This is a genomic window from Olivibacter sp. SA151 (genome assembly GCF_054130995.1).
The window spans coordinates 2,548,196-2,570,130 of sequence record NZ_CP096391.1 but is presented as its reverse complement, the minus strand read 5'-3'; the positions used below and the strand labels follow the sequence as shown (position 1 = coordinate 2,570,130).

The window sequence follows — 21,935 nt, the reverse complement described above, 5'->3', positions numbered from 1 at the left end:
ATTTTCTATTCATGTTAGTAGCCAGGGTTTTGCGTTAAACTAGGATTCCTTTGCAGTTCATCCGTTGGGATTGGTAATAACAAATTCTTTTCTTGTATAATTGCGCCTTTATCATTTGCATGGCCAATAACCGGTTCAAAACGGATATCTCCGCCGCCATTTCCGACTGGTACCGGAAACATCCGCGTGCGTTGGATGTCAAACCATTGCCGGCCTTCAAATACCAATTCGCGGTAGCGCTCTTTCCAAACCTCTTGAACAAATTGCTCAACCGAAAGGCCAGCTAAACTTTGTCTCAATTGATTGATATCAGATTTCCACAGCGCTCTTGCCCTAACCTGCAAGAGGTAATCAATAGCTTCACCCGTTACACCTTCCGAAAGGGCGATAGCCTCGGCAGCAACCAATAGCACATCCGAATAGGTATAAATCGGCAAGTCCTTTCCCGAACTAGCTGTTTCAAAGGTCGCTACATCATCCATCCACATATAAGGAGCCGTAACAAAATTCAGGGTTGTACCATTAGATCGGGTTAATGACGAATGGAAGTATTGTTTTTCCTGAATACGGAGGTCATCCGTACGGTTATAACCTTGTAAAAATCTGGTTGAAGGTCCATAAGCGTTATTGGTAATCGCAAAGACCGTAGAGGATGCCGCTGTAGCCGGGAAAGCCCAGTGTACGTGAGTGGAAGTAGAAATACCTACCGCGAACTCATAATAGTAAATGTATTCCGTACTATTATTATCCACCAAACGCAGTTTATTATAGGCCGTACTATTCAGATTAACCGCACCATCCGCGCTACGATCGTGCGTAGTTAGCTGGTAAACCCCACTACTGATAACGGACTTAGCAACCGATGCACTTTTCGCATACTCCGCTTTTTGTAGGGGGTAACCTCCCATCGTAAGATAGACATCTGCTAGAAGCGTGGCAGCCGTACCCCTGGTTATCCTTCCACCGTTGTCTGGCATGATCGTCTCCGCAAGTTCTCCTTCATTCACGGCAAACTCCAAGTCAGCGGTAATCAAGGCGTACACTTCTTCCAGAGGGCTCTTGGGAACATTTAAATTCTCTAAGCTTTCGTAAGGTTCGGTAATCAACGGCACTTCGCCAAAAAGTCGAGCGAGTTGAAAATAACCCATCGCCCGAAAATAACGCGCTTCTGCCAACAGCTGATTACGCTGCGTATCTGACAAACCGGGTGTTGCAGGAATGTATTTAATAGCATTATTGGCACGGGCAATACCCCTATACAAGATGCTCCAAATATCCTGAAAATAGGTAGACAGATTGGTTGCATTGAAGGTCATGTTTTGGGCATGCTGTACATGCACCTCCTGCCCCTTAAATTCATTGTCGATATACCCGGTTAAATACGGGCCGAAGAACATTTTCGCACCGGAATAATGCGTACCCGACCCATCGTAAAGCTGTGGCGCACCCGTTCTGTACAATCCGTTAACGGCATTGATGGCATGCTCCGGCTGTGTAAAATATTGACTGCCGGCTATTTCATCTTTAGGTTCCTCTTCCAGAAACTTTTCACATGAGCTGAAAATGACAGCTACTGCAATTAAATATATAATGATAATTGGTTTCATTTGATCAACTTTTAAGATTTTCAATGGATTCATATCGCCTTACTTAAAATTGAAAACTAGTGCCTAAAGTGAACGTCCGAGGGCGCGGATACTGGTGAAAGTATATATTCTGTCCCCATTGATTCGTCCCCCAGGAAGTAGCTTCCGGATCGTAACCTTTAAAGCTGTCGGATTTGATTAAGAAGGCATTTTGGACGCTTGCATAAATCCGCCAGTTCTTCAGGCCAATTTTGCTCAATTGTGTGTTGCCAAAATTGTAGCCCAAACTGATGGCGTTAACCCGAAGGTAAGAGCCATTAGCCACCCAATGATCGTCAACTTCACTATTCTGTCCGGAATATGGGCCGTTACGAATTTGTTGAATCATGGTATTTTGATTCTCCTCTGTCCAGCTTTCCGTCAATGTCCATCTAAAGCCATTGGAATAACCGGTACGATCTTCCATCGAGTGGAAGAACTGTTGGAGGATATCTACGCCCATTACAAATTGTAAATCAACATTTAAATCAAAGTTTTTATAGCGGAAGTTGTTGATAAAACTACCGGTCCAATCAGGTAATCCTTTACCAATAATGGTACGCTCGCTGCTTCGCTTCGCTTCACCGGGAATGGCGCCCACTTTAGCGGCTTCAGCGGCTTCATCCGTACCCCAAGTTCCCAGTCGTCGGTAACCCCAAAAAGAGCTCAGACTTTCACCAACCCGGAGAATGGTTTGGCTGCCCGACACCCAGTTTGGCCCGGGGAAGATATCTTCATCATTCGCTCCTAAGGCTTCGATCTTATTTTTATTATAATTGAAGTTAAGCGTTGTTTCCCAACTGAAATCAGTGGATTTCACCGGGCTACCGCTGATCAACACTTCAACACCTCTATTCGATACAGAGCCAATATTATCCCGAACGGCAGCAAAGCCGGTAGAAGTTGGAACGGGGCGATCCAGCAATAGATCGGTTGTGAGCTTATGGTAATAATCGAAACCGAAACTTAAGCGACGATTAAATAGCGATAAATCCATCCCAATATCAAACTGTTTTGTTTTCTCCCATTCCAAATTCGGATTCGGCAAACGGTTGATATAACTCTGGGAAACGCGTGTACCATTGATCAGCGTTGTTTCTGAAGATATGGTACCTAAGGATTGGTAAGTTGGAATCTCTGTATTGCCTGTTATACCATAACTCGAACGCAATTTTAGTTCATCGATAGCCTCCAAATCCGCTAAAAAACGTTCTTGAGATAACACCCAACCCAAACCCACGGATGGAAAAATACCGTATTTATTGTTTGCGCCGAAGCGTGAGGAACCGTCGACCCGTCCTGTAAAGGTCAGCAGGTATTTACTTTTATAGCTGTAGCTTCCGCGCAAAAAATAGGAATTCATTGACCAACGATCATAGGATGAGGTTGGTGCGCCGGGCTGACTGGCGGCCTGGATGCTATTGAAACGGAAGAAATTATCAGAAAAGCCTCTTGCTGAGATCGCATCGGTTTCGGCAGTTCGTTCTTGCCAACTCAGTCCCAGGACACCGTTGATACGATGATCGCCAAGCTCTTTATTGTAATTTAAATAGGTTTCTTCCTGCCAGTAGAACGAATGTTGATTCTCAATATAGGCATAACCAAGCGGTGCAGAAATGTTGATTAAATCTGTCGGATCGTAATTCTGAATGAGGTTATCTTGCTTATCGAAACCAAATTGTGTGCGTAAGTCAAGTCCGGGCAGGATGTGAAAGGTTGCGTAGGTGTTTCCGAATATCTGTGTCCGCTTCCGAAAACGATCTTGGGTTGTTAGCACATGTACCGGATTAGGGATGGCTTCCAGCGAATACGCATCACTGATCATTCCACTGTGCGCCCAAGTACCGTCAGGAAATTTCACCGGAAAAATCGGAGGCATTTCCAACATCGACCTTCTGGGCATTTGGTGGCCTCCCTCCTCTTCAAATTCATTCCCGCGGTTATAATTCACGAGTATATTGGTTCCCAACGACAACCATTTCTTTGGATTGGCATCATAAGCAAGTTTACCGTTAATACGTTCTAACCAGTTATTAAGCATAATGCCCTCCGTTTTATTGTAATTCATAAAAGCACCGAAGGAAGATTTTTCTGATTTTCCCAGTACCGATAATTGATGGTTATGCGATACGGCGGTTCGCGTAGCCTCTTCTTGCCAATCGGTATCATACAGGGGATTTCCCTGTGCATCGAAGAGCCGTGGATCTGATTTAGTAAAGACAGGTGGTGTACCGCTCGGATTATATTTACTATAATTTTGAAAACCTCGCTCAATTACCTCCAAAAATTCCGCCGAATTCAGCACCTCCAATTTTTTAGGCAATACCCCCATACTTACAAAGCCATCGTAACCAATGACAAGACCTTCGGTTGGTGCACCACGCTTGGTGGTCACAAGAATGACCCCATTAGCACCCCGGGCACCATAGATCGCAGTTGATGAAGCATCTTTCAAGACTTCCATGCGCTCAATGTCATTTGGATTAAGGAATTGAATGTTCTCCATTACCACGCCGTCTACCACATAAAGTGGGTTCGACGAAGAATTAATCGTACCTAAGCCTCTGATCAGTACCCGAGGACTGCCCGTCGGCGAACCTGAGTTTAGAAATACATTTACACCTGATACTTTACCTTTTAAGCCTTGTAGCATATTGTTGGCAGGAACATTTAGTAATTCTTTTGAGGAGACAACAGCAACAGACCCCGTGAGGTCAGATTTACGCTGGGTGCCGTAACCCGTAACGACGACCTCCTCTAAGGCTTCATCATCCGATTGAAGATTCATGTTAAAGGTACGTTGCTTACCCACCGTAATTTCTTGCGGTTGCATACCGATGTAACTGAATACCAGCACAGCTCGTTCGCTTGCTACCGTTAGTTGAAATCGTCCTTGAGCATCGGTAATGGTACCATTTGCCGTTCCTTTTTCACTGACACTGGCGCCGGCCAAAGCCATATCGGTCCCCGTGCCCTCGAACACGCGCCCGGAAATTGGAATGCCTTGCTTTGCAATGGCATTCGATTGAGTTGCTAACAGGATTAATAATCCCAGGAAGTAAAACTTCCAGCGTTTGTACATTTTTGTTTCTTTCATCTCATTTAAGTTTTAATAAAGGTTAGTTTATAAGTAGACGTTATTATTTATTGTTATTTTCCCCGCGTCTGTTTTGATTGAATTTCTCCTGCCAATAGGTTTCGATGGTTTCCAGCGTTTTTCCTTTGGTTTCCGGTAAAAGATAGTACACCGCGAAAAAGGCGATTGCGCAGCAGACCGCAAAAAAGCGGAAGGTCCAAGCAGCTCCCCAACTGTCGAGCATAATGGGTGTTAATTGACCAACGATGGCGTCTGCGATCCACATCACCAACACGCTTAAGGCCATCGCCTTTGCACGGATAGCACTTGGAAATATTTCGGAGGCTACGACGAACTTGAGTGGCCCGATGGAAAACGCAAAAAAAAGTAGAAAGCCAAGAATGGGAAGTGCCAGCAACCATCCATAGTTTTCCATGTTAACATTTAAGAACCAAGCTGTTAATAGCAAGCAAATTGTAGCACCGGCAGAACCGACGAGATAAAGTGGACGTCTCCCCCAGCTATCTACTTTCCAAATAGCGATTCCTGTAAAAATGACATTAGCTAAGCCAAAATAGATTTGCGTTTGCAAGGATCCGCTTAAGGAAAGTCCGGATTGCACTAAGATCGTCGGGCCGAAATAGATGATGGCATTAATACCGCTCAATTGTGAAAATAGGGGTAATAACAAGCCGAGCAGAAGGGCCTGACGGTACACAGGCTTCCAAAGAGACACCTTAATCATCCGCTCGGGCGATGATGCAGTACTGATCACTTCAGTTAACTGTAGACGTCGCATCACCTCCGCCGCTCGGTCGTCCCTCCCCTTTTGCATCAACCATCTCGGACTTTCAGGAATACGATAAAGTCCAAACCAGAACAGCAGGGCCGGTATAGCCCCCATAAGAAACATCATGCGCCAGTGCGAGCCATCAGTCCACTGCCAATTGTACTGGAGCACTGCCGCATTACTGAGATAAGCTATTAAAATGCCAATGGTAACCGCCAACTGATAGCAAGTGACCATACGACCGCGCAAAGAAGCAGGTGATACCTCAGCGATATACAGTGGTACCACAATGGAAGCAACTCCCACGCCGACACCGCTCAAGCACCGCGCTACTAACAAGGTAAAGAAATCAGGGCTCAAACTACACCCTATTGCCGACAGAAAAAAAAGTGCTGCCGCCGCGATCAAAAGCGACTTCCTACCGTAACGGTCGCTCAATTTACCGGCAAAGGCGACACCTACAATACAACCGATTAGCGCAGATGACACAAACAATCCCTCCTGAGAAGCGCTGAGTGCAAAATCTGTCTTAATCAGCGGGATAATGCCCGAAACCACGGCCATATCGAAACCAAACAGGAAGCCTCCAAGTGAAACAACTACAATAATAAAAAGCAGGTATATCCTCATAATTCTTTTTGGTTTGAGAGTACATACATCTAATATGTACACACATACAAACATATGCCTATTTTTTTAATTCTGCAAATAATCTTATTTTAGCCTACCAAATGGAGAAAATGAAACTTCAGATAGATCATAAAAGTGCGGTTCCTTTGCATATACAGGCCGAAATGCTCTTGCGAGAACTGATTAAATCGCCGGAATACCAGCAGGGCAAATTGCTTCCCAACGAGGTAGAATTGGCCAAACGATTGGCCATTTCGCGTACAACCTTGCGTTTGGCCATTAATAAGCTAGTCTACGAAGAGTTATTGATCCGCAAGAAGGGTGTCGGTACGAAAGTGGCTTCTACCAAATTCAGCTCAAAATCGAAAAACTGGCTGAGCTTCTCCCAGGAGATGAAGAACCGAGGCATTGAAGTCAAGAACTTTGAATTGCACGTGAGCTGGGTATTACCCGAACCGCATGTTGCCGATTTCTTTGAATTAAAAGAAGATCGAAAAGTATTGAAACTGGAGCGTTTACGGGGAAAAAAAGATGATCCTTTTGTCTACTTTATTTCTTATTTCCATCCGCGCGTAGGACTCACGGGTGATGAGGACTTTAAACGTCCCCTCTACGAAATACTTGAGCAGGATTATCATATCGTAGCGGACCTATCGCAAGAAGAAATCAATGCAAAAGCGGCCAATAAATTTGTTGCGGACAAATTAGAGATTAATCAGGGCGATCCTATCTTATTCCGAAAACGATTTGTATTCGACCGAGCGGGCCGCCCAATCGAATACAATTTAGGTTATTACCGCGCCGATAGTTTTACCTTCACGGTAGAAAGTCGACGTGATTGATATAAAACCCTGTCTTCCTTTATTTTAAATTAAAAAAAACGGTATTCTTCTGTCATAGGTACATCGCTCACTCACGATTTACTAATGAAGACTTCGAATTTAAAAAGTTTGTTCATACAAGCTAGATTTTAAAGGAAACAAAGAGTAAGCTGACGCCTCCCTTCATTTGCATGCCACTTGACACATAAGAAGATATTACTATATTTGCATAGTATGTACACACATAAAGAATTTGTACAATAAGAAGTTGATCGTAAAAAATCGCTTAGATCTATTTAAGCTTAATTATGAAGAATGTAAAAAATCTATGCTATCTATTCATTATCTTCCTTAATTGGATTACAATTTTAAAGGCCCAAGAGGTAGAAGATCTTACCCACTATGTCAATCCCAACATCGGTACTGCTCACAGCCGTTATTTCTTTTATACACCTGCCGCGGTACCTTTTGGTATGGCCAAGTTAGCTCCTAGCACCAATGGAAGTTATGGCAATCCATCAGGCTGGGAAGCAGTTGGTTACGACGAGCGGCATCAATCAATCGAGGGCTTTCCTAATTTTCACGAGTTTCAAATCGGCGGTGTTGTTTTTGCGCCTACAGTAGGCACCTTACAAACGCGCCCCGGTAAATTAGAAGAGGTTGAAAGCGGCTATCGATCGCGTTTCGACAAAAAAGACGAATATGCTACGGCGGGATACTATCGTGTCTATTTAAAAGATTATAAAGTTACGGCAGAATTAACGGCAACCGAGCGGGTTGGTTTTCATCGTTATACCTTTCCCGCAACAGATTCGGCGAACATAATTTTCGATATTGGTCATCAAATGGGCGAAAGCGGGCCCGTGGTGGATGCCTCTGTCCATTATGAAGGTCAAGTGGTTAAAGGTTACGTGGTTACGAAGCCGGCTTACGTGCAGAAGTATCAGCCGAACGCGAATGTAACCCTCTATTTCTACGCTGAACTGGATAAAAGGCCCACTTCCTTCGGCACTTTCACCGACAGCCTATGCTATCAAGGACAGCAGAAAGCACAGGGTAAAGGCGTGGGTGCCTACCTACGCTTTGGCACACGGGAAGGCGAGCAAGTCAACATTAAAGTAGGACTTTCCTACACCTCCGTGGAAAATGCCCGGGAGAATTTAATCGCTGAGGCTTCCAATCTTTCGTTTGAGGATGCCAAACAACGTGCATATCAACGTTGGAATCAGTACCTTGGCAGAATTCATGTAAATGGAGGCAAAGAGGCGGATAAGGTAAAATTCTATACCGGCCTGTATCATGCGCTTTTGGGCAGGGGGTTAGCAAGCGATGTTAATGGGGCTTATCCTAAAAATGACGGCAGTGTTGGCAGGATTCCGCTAGATGAGGTAGGAAAGCCGATACATGCACATTATAACACCGACGCGATATGGGGGGCTTTTTGGAATCTGACACAGTTATGGTCAATTGCCTATCCCGAGTACTATGAAGATTGGATTCAAAGTCAGTTGCTCGTATATAAAGATGCCGGTTGGCTGGGCGACGGGATTGCCACCAGCAAGTTTGTTTCAGGTGTAGGGACTAATTTCACCGGATTGGCTATTGCCGCTGCCTATAACGTTGGTTTGCGGAACTACGATGTAGCGCTTGCTTATGAGGCCGTGCGGAAAAATGAGTTGGAAAGTGAAAAGCGGATCCCAGGTGCCGGAAAGCTGGATGTCGGCGTCTTTGTAGAAAAGGGCTTCTCTCCTTATATCGCGGATGACACCGGGAAGCCTGAATTGAATCTACATGGTTCACCTTTTGGTGCTTCTCATACGCTTGAGTATGCTTTTTCAAGTTTTGCCGCAGCTCAATTCGCTAAATCTTTAGGTAAAAAGGCGGATTTCAAAAGGTTCTCGCATTTGGCTAATGCCTGGGAAACGCTGTATGATCCAAGCACAAAATTTATCAGACCGAAGGATGAGGAGGGCAATTTCTTACAGGATTTTGACCCATTTGCTCCGTGGCGCGGCTTTCAGGAGGGAAATGCCTGGCAGTACACCTTTTACGTACCTCACAACCCTAAAGGGCTGGTGGATCTTATCGGTGAGAAAACCTTTAATGATCGTTTAGACAGTATTTTCCGTGAATCGCAAAAAAATGTCTTTGGCGGCGGTAAAGAAATCGATGCTTTTGCCGGTATACAGGGTCTGTACAACCATGGAAACCAACCTAACCTTCATGTCGCTTGGCTTTTTCACGCTTCCGGTCGGCCCGACCTAACGCAAAAGTGGGTGCATGCTATTTGTGATGAATTTTATGGTACTGGCGGTATACATGGTTATGGTTATGGCCAAGACGAAGATCAAGGGCAGTTGGGTGCTTGGTATGTTTTGGCCGGTATGGGATTATTCGATGTCGCCGGATTAACAGCTCCCAACCCCTCTTTACAGATCGGTACGCCCTTATTTGATGAGGTAGTCATCAATCTGCCACTTGCTGAACGATCAAGGAAATTTACGATAAAGACTAAACGAAGTAAAAATGGACCCTGCTATACGAAGTCTGCTAAGCTGAATGGAAAAGTCTTGGAGACCCTTCAACTTCCTTTTGAAGCACTTATTAAGGGTGGCACGTTAGAATTGAATATGGTACCTCGACCGTGAAATTAACAACGATGCATTGTCGTTATATTTAGATAGAAACAGCTCTCCAATGGAGAGCTGTTTCTATATGAACCTATTTTCTATTCGCACAAGGCCTAAGCTCCTTTAGTAGCCTGGATTTTGCCTGAATTGATCTTTATTAGTGACTGCATCCAGCTCACTTTGTGGAATCGGCCGTATTTTATGGAACGCTTTAATATGGGGTGCCGCATCGGGATTGTGGGCTTGTACCCGCTCGATTAATTTATTGGTTCGTTTTAAATCAAACCAACGCAGCTGTTCACCCGCAAACTCCCTCGCTCGTTCATCTAAAATAAAGTCGAGCGTCACTGCTGACGCGACTACCGTCATTTCTTGGGAGTTTTGTTTATTCAACGCTGCACGTTGTCTGACAATATTAATATAGTTCGCTGCCTCCGCCTGATTACCCAACTGTAATTCGGCCTCGGCAGCAATCATATACATTTCTGCCAGTCTAATGATGAAAACGTCTCTGGCACTTTCTGTTTCGTTCGCAGACGCCCTGGTAGGATCTTCAAACTTTTTCAAGGAAATATAATGAAAGCGATCTGCCGGTATACCGTTCTCCCGATAAACATCGTTGATATCATAAATTTTATAAGCTTTGCCTGCACGAGCATCTGATGAAATCACATATTTACTGCAAAAAATAGCCGTATCACCGAGGTTCATACCTTGCGGTCTCTTTCCGGCATCCGTTTCATTGCAAAACCAAGTAGTTTTAAAGGACGCCTCGTAACGGGCATCTATACGCTCATCAAATAAATTCAACAAAAATTTGGTGGGCATATAGCGCGCATTTGGATAACCATTGTTGACATCTCGTAGCATTCCCGGCTGTGTATCATATTCCATCAAATACATCGAATGTCCCACATTACTTCCTTCATTGAACTCCAAATTGGTTGAATAGTTCAACCCCCAGATAACTTCCTGATTTTTCTCATTATCCATTTTCCAAAGGTCAGCGTAATTCGGCATCAGACTAAAGCCATAGTCGTTAATCACATGTTGGGCATGATCTAAGGCTTCTTGATAACGACCTCTAGCCAAATAAACACGCGCAATAAACGCTTCAGCAATAGGCTTGGTAATTTTCCCATAATCGGTATTGCTTAGCGGTGCATGCTCCACCGCGAATTGTAGATCCATAAAAATCTGCTCATAGACCTGATCGACCGGCGTGCGATTGGCGACCGTAACAATACTTTCAGTCGGTTCCAACGTAAAGGGAATGTCGCCAAATGATTCTACCAAATGCCAATAATACCAAGCGCGCATAAAACGCAACTCTGCTTCTAAGACCGGAGCCTTAGCAGCTTCCACCCCCGCTTCCGGAAGATATTTCAATGCGGTATTGGCTAAATTGATACCGGCATAACAAGGTTGCCAAAGGTTGGACTTCACCCATACATTGTCGGAAATCAAGCCTTGATAGTTCATTAAAGGAGGCTGGGGATAAACACCATTTGTTCCGGAATTGCCACTATTAGCCCCTCCTGTCCAAATATCCGTCCCCATTTCGAGCAAGGCATAACCTTGTTCTTTTCCATATATTTTTTGGTTGTAAGTATAGGTACCATTGGCCGCTGCTTCAATCCCTTCCGGCGTATTGAATAAACTTTCGACGGTAGCTCCGCCCGGATTATATTCATCCAGAGAGCAAGATCCCAATAAGAAGGAAAGAAAAAGCGCACATAGGCCTTTAGGTTTTCCGATTGCAATTTCAAGATAATTCTTCATAATTTTTGTTGCGCAATGCGCTCATTAAAATCCAACATTAAGACCGAAAACGAACAGACGATTTAAGGGTTGATCTATAACACCCTCGCCTTCAGGGTCAAAATCCTTCAAGCTACTGAAAGTGTGCAAATTTTTACCCGAAGCATATATCCGAAGGCTTTGTAACTTCCATTTGCTTATAAGGGCTGAGGGAAAATTATAACCCAATGTGATATTTCTGATTTTTACATAAGATGCTTGTCGCTCGGTAAGCGTAGTTACGTAATTGGAGTTTTTATTGGCATTCGGCCTTGGATACTCATTCGTTGGATTTTCAGGTGTCCAGTAGTCGATGCGTGCGCCGTTTTCTAAGCCATTTCTTTTATACTTGGCATAGTAATCGGAACTGATCCATTGGCCAACCCGTGCTACCAACAGAATATTCAAATCAAATCCCTTAAATCGCAAATCATTACTTAAGCCGGCTGTCCATTTTGGTACGCGCTGGCCTATAATCGTACGATCAAAGGCATCGATTTTCCCATCGTTATTCAGGTCCGCGATTTTGATATCACCCGGTTCGGCACCATATTGGGCGGCCTGTTCTTCTTCTCCTAATTGCCAAATGCCTATTTTTTTATAGTCATAATAAATCTGAGCCGGTTGACCTACGATCAGGGATTCGCGATAGTCATCTGCAATCACATTGCCGTTCGGTAAAGCAACAATTTTTTCATTATTACGTGCAAAGGTTAAGTTAGTATTCCAGGAGAATGAGTTCTTTTGGATGTTATGGGAAGTGAGACTTAATTCAATCCCTTTATTTTGTGTTTTTCCTATATTCCTATTCACGGTGGTGACGCCGGTAGAAAGCGGCAAGGTGTAAGGGAAGATCAGATCGTCGGTTTTCGCGTGGTAGTAATCAGCACTACCTGTCACTATATTGTTAAAAAGACCAAAATCTACCCCGATATTCATCGTTTTTGTTAGTTCCCATTTTAAGGTATTGTTACCGATAAGTCCATTAATGACATAGGCATTGGCAGCATTGGCATCGTTAAAAGAAAAGTTCTGCACTACCACGGAATTCTGCGTAGCATAAGGACTGATTACATCATTACCTGACACACCATAACTAACTCGAAGCTTCAAATCGCTGAATACCTGCTGATTTTTCATAAAATCTTCATCCACGATACGCCATGCTGCAGCGGCCGACGGAAAGAAAGCCCATTTGTGACCGGCTGCTAATTTGGATGATCCATCATTTCGCCCGGTTAGCGTTAACAGATATTTCCCTTTATAACTATAGTTAATCCGACCGCTAAATGATAATAGTTTGCTTTCCACATAACCACTTCCATAGAAAGGGTTTTGGTTTGCTCCACCTATATTATAATAGTATTGCGAAGGAAATAGTTGGTTATTACCGCCTGCATAACTATTGGTATTAGTCCACGAAAGGTAACTTGTTACACCTGTTAATTGCAAAGAGTGGTCTGCGAATCGCTTATTGTAGGTAATAACGTTTTCCCAGCTAATGTTTCGATCTTGGTTATTGGTAATGGAGGCTTGCGAACGGGAACCTTTTCCATCGATGGTATTTTTTGAGTAGAAATTACCTGCTTCCGAGGTGGAAAAGATCGCACCAAAGGTTGACTTAATCGACAAATCTTTAATCGGCTTCAACTCAATGTAACCGGAAACAGTAGCTCGATTGGATTTGGTGTTCCGTTTATAGGCGTCAGGCTGTTCATCTGCTAAAGGATTGATTAACGTTCCCTGTAAGGGGAACAAGTTGAATTCACCATTTTCATCGTAAGGAAGTCCCAACGGTGCTATTTTGGACGCCTGGTTAAGCGGATCACGACGGATATCATTGTCAATGTAAGCAAATTGCGATTGCAAGCCGACGTTCATCCAGCTGTTAATCGTTTGATCGATATTCAATCTCCCGGAATAACGTTTATATTCGTCCATTTTTAGCAAACCCTTTTCCTGAAAATAAGCACCGGAAAAATACACTTTGGTATTTTTCCCTCCACCACTCACACTGAGTTGATGATTTTGTTGGAAACCATTGTGCAGTAAAAGGTCACTCCAATTGGTGAATTGTCCGTTTTGAAAAGCTTTCAATTGAAGTGGATTCAAAATTTTATTGTCATCCGCGGGCGAATTCCACGTTCCAACAGCACGGTAAGCTTCACGCCGGAAATCAACATATTCCTGCCCGGTCATAAACTCACCGTAACCCGCTACTTTCGAGACACCGGCATAGGCATTGTAATTTAGTCTCGGTTTTTCGTTGGCTCCTCTCTTTGTCGTAATCAAGATTACGCCATTTGCCCCCCTCGACCCATAAATCGCCGTTGAAGATGCATCTTTTAGTACTTCTATTGACTGGATGTCATTAGGATCAACATCCTGTGCTGCGACACCTTGTATACCATCAACAATGTAAAGTACATTGTTAGAACTTTCAGGGTTTGCGATCGATCGGTTACCACGCAACTGAATCGATGCCCCTTGGCCGGCATAGCCGTTATTGCGCGTAATGTCCGCCCCAGGTACGCGGCCTTGCAAGGCTTCCGCGGGGCTCGTTACAGGCACCTTGGTCAAGTCTTCTCCCTTTACGGAAACAACCGATCCGGTTAAATCACGCTTTTTAACTTCGCCATAACCAATTACAACCACCTCGTCCAGCGCTTTCTCACTATCTTGCAAGGTGACTTGGATACTAGACTGACCGGCGCTAAGTGGTATTTCTCTTGTTACATGTCCCAGGTGATTAATAACCAGAATGAGGTGACCTCCAGCTGGCAGGCTGATAGCAAATCGACCATCTGTATCGGTAGATGTTCCAACTTTTGTACCTTTAACGGACACACTTGCACCAACAATCGGTGTGCCTTTTGCATCTTTTACAGTACCTGTAAACTTTGCCTGCTGCAGCAAAAGATTCCCTTTAACCTCGAACGCACTTGCTTGAAAAATGAGCAGCAGCAGTATCAAACAAACCAGCATACTTCGGGATACACATAAAAAGGAGGACATAACTCCTATCCTAAGATAATTTATCATAAATTATTAATCTTATAAGAGAAGCAAGCCATTTACTGCCTGCTTGCGGTTAGCTTTAATGCGGGCAAGTTAGGTGTTAAACAAATATTTAACCTATATAAAATTGGCATTTTATTGTATCATTTTAACATAACAAAGATGTCATATAAATCGTCTTTGCTCGCATTCTAAAATCCACTGTAGCTTGGAAGTCGACTTAGGTGTTGAAGGACACAGAATAATTAACTAAAGCAGTTAGGAAAAAGCAAATGAACCTTATTACTTTCAATTCTATCGCATTCTGAACGAGATGTCTACTGTTCCACTAGGTCTTTGTTTAGGCTTTAGGTAAACGAGATTCGCGATAATTCGTAAGTTTTTTTCTTTAAATAAAAGCTTGGCAGTATAGAAAGTAGCCAAGCCCTTATTATATTGCCATAATTTATTCTGATAGAGCTTTTAACATGGCCTTCCTGCTCGCTCTAAAATTTTTGATACTCGTATCATACCAATCAAATCTAAACACCATATTATCAATGATCTTCTTCGCTAAATCAGGGTTCTTCTTTGTCAGCATTTGCAAGAGTGTGTAATCGTTAATACCATCTCGCATGGCTTCTAAACGTATTGAACTATACAATTTTTGATAACCCGGATAAACGATCCAGGAATCTCCTGTTGGCAAAATATTCCCTCCTTCGCTATTGATGCCGGTTGTTTCCTCATAAGGATCTTGGTTCCAGTAATTAAAACCCCAATGTAGATAACCATCAATCTGATATTTATAATTTATCCAGTGGATCAATCGGGTTTTTATAAGTGGAAGATCGATAAACCGATTGGCATAATTGCCTCTAGGGGACAGACAGGTATAGAACCACACTTCATCGCCTGCCTTTTTACGGTCTTGATAGAACGTGAAATCTTTATTTAAAAAATCAAGTTGAGGAACCCATAAATCAATTGTTTCTGCTAGATCTTTGCTATGACAGGCCTCCATAATTTTGATTTGCGGTGCGATGGATTTAACATAGCTTGCTATGGCAATATAGGATTCTTTGTTGTCACCAGTAGGTTCGTCGGCAATGTGTTGATAATAATCGCTTAACCATCCCTTTTCTTCTAAGTGGGCGAGAAGTGCTTTAAAGAACCGGGCATAGAAGTTCTTCGCTCTTGGGTCTTCGATTGGCAACTGCCTGAAGCGAGTAGAATCGGCCAGAGGCTCAGGAACCCTTACAATAAAGGGACTACTCCAATTGCCCGCCCGTTGACCAATATGGCCACCCTCAATTCTCCCTAAGACACCCGCTTTGCGAAAAATATCTACCGTTTGGTCAAATCTTGAAAAATCAATGCTTAAATGTTCCCCTTCCATTTTGTAAATAGCTAAATCCAGCGGTGAAATAAGCGCTGTATTTTGTCCATAAGCAGCCATTTTATTTGCCAAAGTTTCTATTAAACGCCAGTATACCGGGCCAAAGGATTTTACTTGTTCCCCTTTATTCAATAGAGCCAAGCGTTCGGGCGCTAAACTATACCAGTTGGTTACCCATAACTCTTGTTTCGCCAAACGAACATTGTGCACATGAATAGCAAACTCTTTTCGTATTTGCATATCCTTTGTTCTAATGTCCACTTTTACCGGATATGTCCCTGCTTTCGTTTCCGCAGAAATCGGTATGCTTATATAAAAAGCCTGGGCTAATCCTGCCTGAAGACTCAATGGTTTATCATCCAATATGGGATCGGGATAAAAACCTGTATTCGAAACGAGTCTGTCCACCGCCGGATCGGTGTATTGGCGCCCCGCTCGTACAAAGCCAATCGCACCGCAAGTTATTCCTTCATTCGGTAAACCAGGTGCGTCCACAGATAGCTCCACTTGATCCAAGTTTTCGCCACTCCGAAGGACTAACTGAGCACTCGCCACTTCGCCTTTAGCTACATCAATCTCATGGAAGCTGTCATAAGGGAGGACCGTCTCGGGAAATATTTTCTCCAAAGGATCTACCATAGACGCAGAAAGCTGAGCATTAGCACTTTTCATGGAAACAACGATTCCAAAACCTAACAAAACGCTTGCTAAGCCATTTTTAATCAATTCTCTTAGTTGCATGTTTTTTGTTTTAGTATTTGACAATTGATGGTAGCTTGACCTAATACTACCTGATAAATATCGAATGTAAAGAAAAAAGCAAGCCGTTCTCTCGAACAGCTTGCCACCAACCAATCAAAATTACCACCCGGGATTCTGCTTAATTTTTGGATTTAAACTGATCTGATCAAGCGGAATGGGTGATAAATAATCTCTATCAAGCTTAAACTGATACCCCGCATTTAAGGCACCTACTTGCTGATAATATTCGATATATCCATCCGCGTCTACAGGAAAACTCTTTACAGCCGTAGCGATATTTTCAGGCACCCCTGCTACTTCCCATTGTGCTCTTTTGGCTCCTTTGGGCTTCCAGCCACTGATTTTCTCATCAATAGCGGCCCACCTGAATAAATCATCCGAGCGATACCCTTCGCAGGCAAGTTCTACACGTCTTTCCCGGCGAATCTCGTTGAGCAGCGGACTGATGTCATCGAATTCCCAATTAGGATCGCGTTCAATGTTGGCAACGGATAAATCGACCATACCAACGCGCCGTCTCAGCAAATTAATACTTCGATCAGCATCTGCCTGTGTAAATTGCCCGAGTTCGGCCTTAGCTTCAGCATAGATAAGAACGGCCTCAGCAAAACGAAAAATGATTTGTCCGGTAGTACCCAAATCCTGTTGTTGATTATAATCTGGATTATGGCCTTTGTACACTTGATAACCGGTTAACGATTTGTTTTCGTTAGCAACATCAAACGTGGGGTATTCGAAGACAACAACGGGTTGTCCACCTGGGCGGTTATCTGTGATGATATGGCTGCCATCCGGCACATAGATTGTTTGTTTTAAACGGGGGTCCCTATTGGCAACGACATCGTGCAAGGTTGCATCACCTTGGTAGAGATCACTTGACCCGATAGGCTTTCCATCTATGCACAAATAGGCATCTACTAAATCTTTGGTTACACCTCTCCCTCCACCACTTGGGGTATAGCGGTGCCAGCGATGCCCTAAGTTTAGGCTCAAATTAAACGCGCGCCAGAGCATAACCTCATTGTTGGAGCTATAAGTTACCTGGTTAAAGAGACGCCAATAATCATCATCGGTCGAAAACGACGCTAGACCGTACCCTCCACTATTGTCCAACAGTGCGGAGCTCACGGAAGCAGCCTTTTCTAAGAATTTGCTTCCATCCGATCCCGAAACGCCAAAAGGTGTACCGGCATGGTATTTTTCCCAAGTGCCCTCAAAAAGTGCTATTCTGGCTTGAAAGAGCATGGCAATTTCCTTGTTGATACGCGAAGCTTCCGCCGAACCTTTTGTAGGCAAATATGCGATGGCTTTGTCCAAATCATTCATCAGGGAGTCGACTACAATATTTCTAGGCAAACGTTCATTATAAACTTCTTCCGACGAAGTGTTTAGCGGAACATTGATCCAAGGTAAATCCCCAAAACTCTTCAATTTATCAAAGTAGAAATATGCCCTGAAAAAGAGTGCCTCTCCCACATATGCTTTGATTACATCGAAGGACTCGTTTACTTTGTTATAATTAGCCAAAAAATAATTCACATTCCGAAGCGCCGCCCAGTCGCCATAAGCACCGTAGCCGCCGTCAGTTCCAGGAACAACTCTTTCGCCATTTAAGGCTGAATTATAGCTGGTAGCGATCATATTATCGCTGCCATTCGCATCCAAGCCATAAATACCGATCGATCCCCAACCATTATAATTGGGTAACATCGTATTATAAAAATTATTGGCGTAAAGCTTCAAGTCGTTAGCCGTTTTCCAATAATCTGCGTCGCTGATATTGGTTTCAGGAGTTTGCTCTAACAAATCCTTCTGGCAGCTGCTGGAGAAAAAGCAGCAAAGCATAAGCAAAGCTATTGTTTGTAGTAATTTCATATCGTTTGAATAAACTTTAAAAAGACAAATTCACACCCGCTGCATAGGTCCGCTGTAAGGGATAGATCTTGGCATCGCTAATCGACAGCTCGGGATCCATTGTTTTGATCAAATCCGTAATCGTGAAAACATTTTCTACACTGACATAGAATCGCACTTTACTGAAACCTATTTTTTCCAACCAAGACTTGGGCAGTGAATAGCCCAGCTGAATATTTTTCAATCTCAAATAAGCTGCGTTCTGCAAATAACGCGTTTGTGTCTGCGTATTCTTTCCATTCTCGCCAGTTAAGTAAAACTTCGGAAAATAGCCATTGGGGTTATCCGGACTCCAACGATCTTGGTGCACGTTGAAAGGTGAGCTTTGCCATTCGTCGCCCACAATACCCCAAAAATAATTGGACCCAACCCATGCATCACGCTTTGCGATTCCCTGGATAAAAAACATAAAATCGATATTTTTCCAGCTGAGATCCCCCGTGAAACCGTAAGCGAAACGGGGCGTATTATTACCGATAACACTTCTGTCTCCCGGATTGGAAATCGTGTTGTCGCCAAAATCAATAATGCCGTTGTTGTTTAGATCCACGTATCGTACATCTCCCGGTTTCCAGGTCTGGCCGGATATACGCTGTTGCGAGGGAGCCGCATCAATTTCTGCCTGATTTTGGAAAAGGCCATAAGTAGTATAGCCCCAGATATCGCCCATTTGCTGGCCTGCATACCAAGTACTATTTAAACCTGTTGGATTCGGATAACGGGTTACCTTTCCTCGATAATCACTCAATACTGTGCGTAGACCGTAGTTAACCTCTCCGATTCGATCGCGCCATTGTAAACTCAATTCGAAGCCCCGCGTTTCCATGGCTGCGTTATTTGCACTAGGAGGCGTATTACCCAAGACACTAGGTAAAGCCTGGGCGGGCCCGGCAAAATCGTCCGCTTTACGGATATACCAATCGAAAGAGGCATTCAAACGATCCTGCAATAAGCCGATTTCGGTTCCGATGTTCAACGAGGTGGTCGTCACCCAGGTTAAATCCGGATTGATCAAGCCCGGTGGTGACACAGCTGCTTGTTGGTTGCCCCCAAAAAGCCAATTAGTACTCGGTGGACTTGAAGTACCCAAACTCGGATAGAATGGGTACCAATTCGGGTTGCTCGGGTCCGGATCAATAAAAGCCTGATCGCCCAGTGATCCATAAGAGCCCCTCAATTTAAAGCTATTGACTGTTGTTTTAATCGATTCAAAAAAGATTTCTTTATCGACATTCCATCCTACGGAAACGCCGGGATAGAACTTCCAACGAACCGGACCGAGAAAGCGTGATGTACCATCATAACGCCCATTGAATTCGAATAGATATTTTTGCTTATAGTTGTAATTAAAACGTCCGAAAAAACCATCGGAAGCTAGTTTTCGAGTAAAATCACTGATAGACGGTGCCGGTCCATAAGTTCCGGATAAAGAGGGGATATTATCGGAATAGAGTTGGCTATTGCTGGCCGCATAACGCTGATAGTCCGTGTAATCACGAACAAAACCACCCATTATACTAAAGAAATGATCGTCCAGTTGCTTTTCATATTTGGTAAATGCGTTGACGATGTGATGCTGAATACGGTAGTTCGATCGGCTAAATCCGTTCGGATAAGTACCACCTATCTGGTATTGCGAACCATCTGGACGTACTGAATAGAGCGTCTTGGTGTGAGCGTTTTGATCTTGGAATGTCCCATCAAATGTATAATTAACCGTCGCCGTCCAGCCGGTCGCCAATTTGAAGATAAACTCGCCGGTCAATAAAGCTTTGTCAAGCGTTGATTTGGATCGTCCACCTTGTTGGTGAAGCAATACATCGCTGGCATCTGAATAATTGCCATCAGGATTAAAAAGGGGAACACTTGGCCACTTTCGAGCGATCTGATGCATATAGTTCCCTCCTGTTTTTCCTGAATAGGTATTAGGTGAGTTGCTAAGTTCTTTTGAAAAGCTTCCACGGTAGCTAAAGTCTAACCACTTCGCTACCGATGTGGTGATGTTGGTACGAACGTTAAAGCGCTTATACGAATCATCACCATAATTGTACATACCGGCCCTATCGTTATACCCCAAGCCGACGTAATAAGTGGTATTTTCGGAACCACCGGAAACACCTACATTATGTTGTTGGCTGAATGCGAGATCTTTAAAGTATACTTTAAACCAATCATTGTTAGCGTTTCCATTCTCCCAGGTATAATAATCATTTGCGCCGGGTTGCGGATTGGCGATCGTTTCGTCCTTAAAGGATCCGTTTTGATAAGCAATGATACGATCGATCGTTTCTTGACTAAATATTTCACTTCGCCCTCCATTCGTCGCTGCCTCATTATACAAGTTGGCAAAATCCAATGAATTCAGCATGGTTGGCAAATTGATCGGCGCGGCCCATCCCAAGGTATTATTGTAAGTAATAGCTGGTTTACTTCCTTTTTTACCTTGTTTTGTTGTAATTAAGATAACACCGTAAGGAGCGCTTGATCCATAAATAGCCGCAGATGCTGCATCCTTCAGCACAGAAATATTCTCGATATCATCCGGATTTAATGCATTGATATCTCCTCCTTGTACACCATCGATAACGACCAGTGGTCCGCCAGTCGTTCCCAGTCCCGTAAATCCGCGGACATTGATATTCTGTGTAGCATTAGGTGCTCCGCCACTGCTACCGGTGATAATATTGAGACCTGGCATCTGCCCTTGCAAAGCCTGGCTCACACGCGATATGGGCCGATTTTGTAACACTTCACCGCTAATCTGCGAAACCGCGCCGGTTACAAGCGCTTTGTTCTGCGTTCCATAACCTACTACCACCACTTCATCTAAGTTGGCTAGATCTTGTTCCAAAATCACTTCAATTAGGTTTCCTGTAACAGCAATTTCTCTTGAGGTATAACCCAGGTACGTGAAAACCAACATGGCATTATTTTTACTTAGATTGAGACTGAACCTTCCTTGGGAATCGGTTAAGGTACCGTTCTTCACCCCCTTTTCTTGAACGCTTACGCCAGCTAAGGGCAAGCCGGCTTCGTCTTTCACTAAACCACCAACTCTAAGCTGTTGTACCACACTTTGTATAGGGGGCGTTGACTGCTCGACTTGGTTACGAATGACAATCGATTTGTCCTCTATACTATAGGCCAGTGTCTGACCGGCTAAGGCTTTTTCAAGACTTTCTTCCAAAGAAGCATGTTGTAAGTTAATCGTAACAGGCTTTGCCTGCTGTAACAGCTTACTATTATAGAAAAGACGGTAGCCGCTTTGCTTGCTGATTGATTTCAAGATGGAGGCTAAGGGTGCGTTTTTTACCGAGAGATTAATTTCCTGGGAGAACACTTTACCCGACACCTGCAGTAATGAAAGCAGTAATATAAAAATTGTTAACTTACTGATTTTTAATACATTTAAATCAAAAAAAGTCCAAGAAGATCGGTGACTTTTAGGCCAATAGGGTGCTTTGTATTGAATAGTTAAATTCATACATTTG

At 43.6% G+C, this 21,935-nt stretch carries 10 protein-coding genes; 2 read left to right on the top strand and 8 right to left on the bottom strand.

The genetic code is table 11. The annotated features are described in order from the left end of the window. Positions 1-14: 14 nt before the first annotated feature. The 3 genes from M1D52_RS10440 to M1D52_RS10430 are packed head-to-tail and all read right to left on the bottom strand — an operon-like array spanning position 15 to position 6,121. Positions 15-1,607, bottom strand: coding sequence for a RagB/SusD family nutrient uptake outer membrane protein (locus tag M1D52_RS10440; protein WP_437392523.1), 1,593 nt, complete (start codon positions 1,605-1,607; stop codon positions 15-17). Between the two features lie 43 nt (positions 1,608-1,650). After that, positions 1,651-4,722: a SusC/RagA family TonB-linked outer membrane protein gene (locus M1D52_RS10435; protein WP_437392522.1), complete on the bottom strand. Its 3,072-nt coding sequence runs from the start codon at positions 4,720-4,722 to the stop codon at positions 1,651-1,653. A 43-nt stretch (positions 4,723-4,765) separates the two neighbouring features. Beyond that, positions 4,766-6,121 carry a sugar porter family MFS transporter gene (locus M1D52_RS10430; RefSeq protein ID WP_041387662.1) on the bottom strand — a complete coding sequence of 452 codons (1,356 nt, stop codon included), beginning with the start codon at positions 6,119-6,121 and terminating at the stop codon, positions 4,766-4,768. Between the two features lie 110 nt (positions 6,122-6,231). Between M1D52_RS10430 and M1D52_RS10425 the strand changes: the two genes are divergently transcribed. Then, positions 6,232-6,963 (top strand): GntR family transcriptional regulator, encoded by a 732-nt coding sequence (locus tag M1D52_RS10425; RefSeq protein ID WP_130855384.1) that lies wholly within the window; start codon positions 6,232-6,234, stop codon positions 6,961-6,963. Positions 6,964-7,250: 287 nt separating this feature from the next. Beyond that, positions 7,251-9,590 carry a GH92 family glycosyl hydrolase gene (locus tag M1D52_RS10420; protein ID WP_437392521.1) on the top strand — a complete coding sequence of 780 codons (2,340 nt, stop codon included), beginning with the start codon at positions 7,251-7,253 and terminating at the stop codon, positions 9,588-9,590. A gap of 105 nt (positions 9,591-9,695) precedes the next feature. On the opposite strand, the gene M1D52_RS10415 is transcribed toward M1D52_RS10420, so the two are convergent. The 5 genes from M1D52_RS10415 to M1D52_RS10395 all read right to left on the bottom strand — a co-directional run bounded on the left by M1D52_RS10415 (position 9,696) and on the right by M1D52_RS10395 (position 21,928). Beyond that, positions 9,696-11,354, bottom strand: a complete 1,659-nt coding sequence (locus M1D52_RS10415) for a RagB/SusD family nutrient uptake outer membrane protein (RefSeq protein ID WP_437392520.1) — start codon at positions 11,352-11,354, stop codon at positions 9,696-9,698. A gap of 24 nt (positions 11,355-11,378) precedes the next feature. After that, the gene (locus tag M1D52_RS10410) at positions 11,379-14,414 is read right to left on the bottom strand and encodes a SusC/RagA family TonB-linked outer membrane protein (RefSeq protein ID WP_437392519.1); all 3,036 of its coding nucleotides are present in this window, start codon (positions 14,412-14,414) and stop codon (positions 11,379-11,381) included. Positions 14,415-14,835: 421 nt separating this feature from the next. After that, positions 14,836-16,509 (bottom strand): DUF4091 domain-containing protein, encoded by a 1,674-nt coding sequence (locus tag M1D52_RS10405; protein ID WP_437392518.1) that lies wholly within the window; start codon positions 16,507-16,509, stop codon positions 14,836-14,838. 120 nt (positions 16,510-16,629) lie between these two features. After that, positions 16,630-18,405 carry a RagB/SusD family nutrient uptake outer membrane protein gene (locus tag M1D52_RS10400; protein WP_437392517.1) on the bottom strand — a complete coding sequence of 592 codons (1,776 nt, stop codon included), beginning with the start codon at positions 18,403-18,405 and terminating at the stop codon, positions 16,630-16,632. 16 nt (positions 18,406-18,421) lie between these two features. Further along, the gene (locus M1D52_RS10395) at positions 18,422-21,928 is read right to left on the bottom strand and encodes a TonB-dependent receptor (protein ID WP_437392516.1); all 3,507 of its coding nucleotides are present in this window, start codon (positions 21,926-21,928) and stop codon (positions 18,422-18,424) included. Positions 21,929-21,935 lie beyond the last annotated feature (7 nt).

Excerpts from the sequence above, each read along its gene's own strand:
- M1D52_RS10425 (WP_130855384.1), top strand. The coding sequence starts at position 6,232 with ATGAAACTTCAGATAGATCATAAAAGTGCGGTTCCTTTGCATATACAG.
- M1D52_RS10395 (WP_437392516.1), bottom strand. The coding sequence starts at position 21,928 with ATGAATTTAACTATTCAATACAAAGCACCCTATTGGCCTAAAAGTCAC.
- M1D52_RS10405 (WP_437392518.1), bottom strand. The coding sequence starts at position 16,509 with ATGCAACTAAGAGAATTGATTAAAAATGGCTTAGCAAGCGTTTTGTTA.
- M1D52_RS10440 (WP_437392523.1), bottom strand. The coding sequence starts at position 1,607 with ATGAAACCAATTATCATTATATATTTAATTGCAGTAGCTGTCATTTTC.
- M1D52_RS10435 (WP_437392522.1), bottom strand. The coding sequence starts at position 4,722 with ATGAAAGAAACAAAAATGTACAAACGCTGGAAGTTTTACTTCCTGGGA.
- M1D52_RS10420 (WP_437392521.1), top strand. The coding sequence starts at position 7,251 with ATGAAGAATGTAAAAAATCTATGCTATCTATTCATTATCTTCCTTAAT.
- M1D52_RS10410 (WP_437392519.1), bottom strand. The coding sequence starts at position 14,414 with ATGATAAATTATCTTAGGATAGGAGTTATGTCCTCCTTTTTATGTGTA.
- M1D52_RS10400 (WP_437392517.1), bottom strand. The coding sequence starts at position 18,405 with ATGAAATTACTACAAACAATAGCTTTGCTTATGCTTTGCTGCTTTTTC.
- M1D52_RS10415 (WP_437392520.1), bottom strand. The coding sequence starts at position 11,354 with ATGAAGAATTATCTTGAAATTGCAATCGGAAAACCTAAAGGCCTATGT.
- M1D52_RS10430 (WP_041387662.1), bottom strand. The coding sequence starts at position 6,121 with ATGAGGATATACCTGCTTTTTATTATTGTAGTTGTTTCACTTGGAGGC.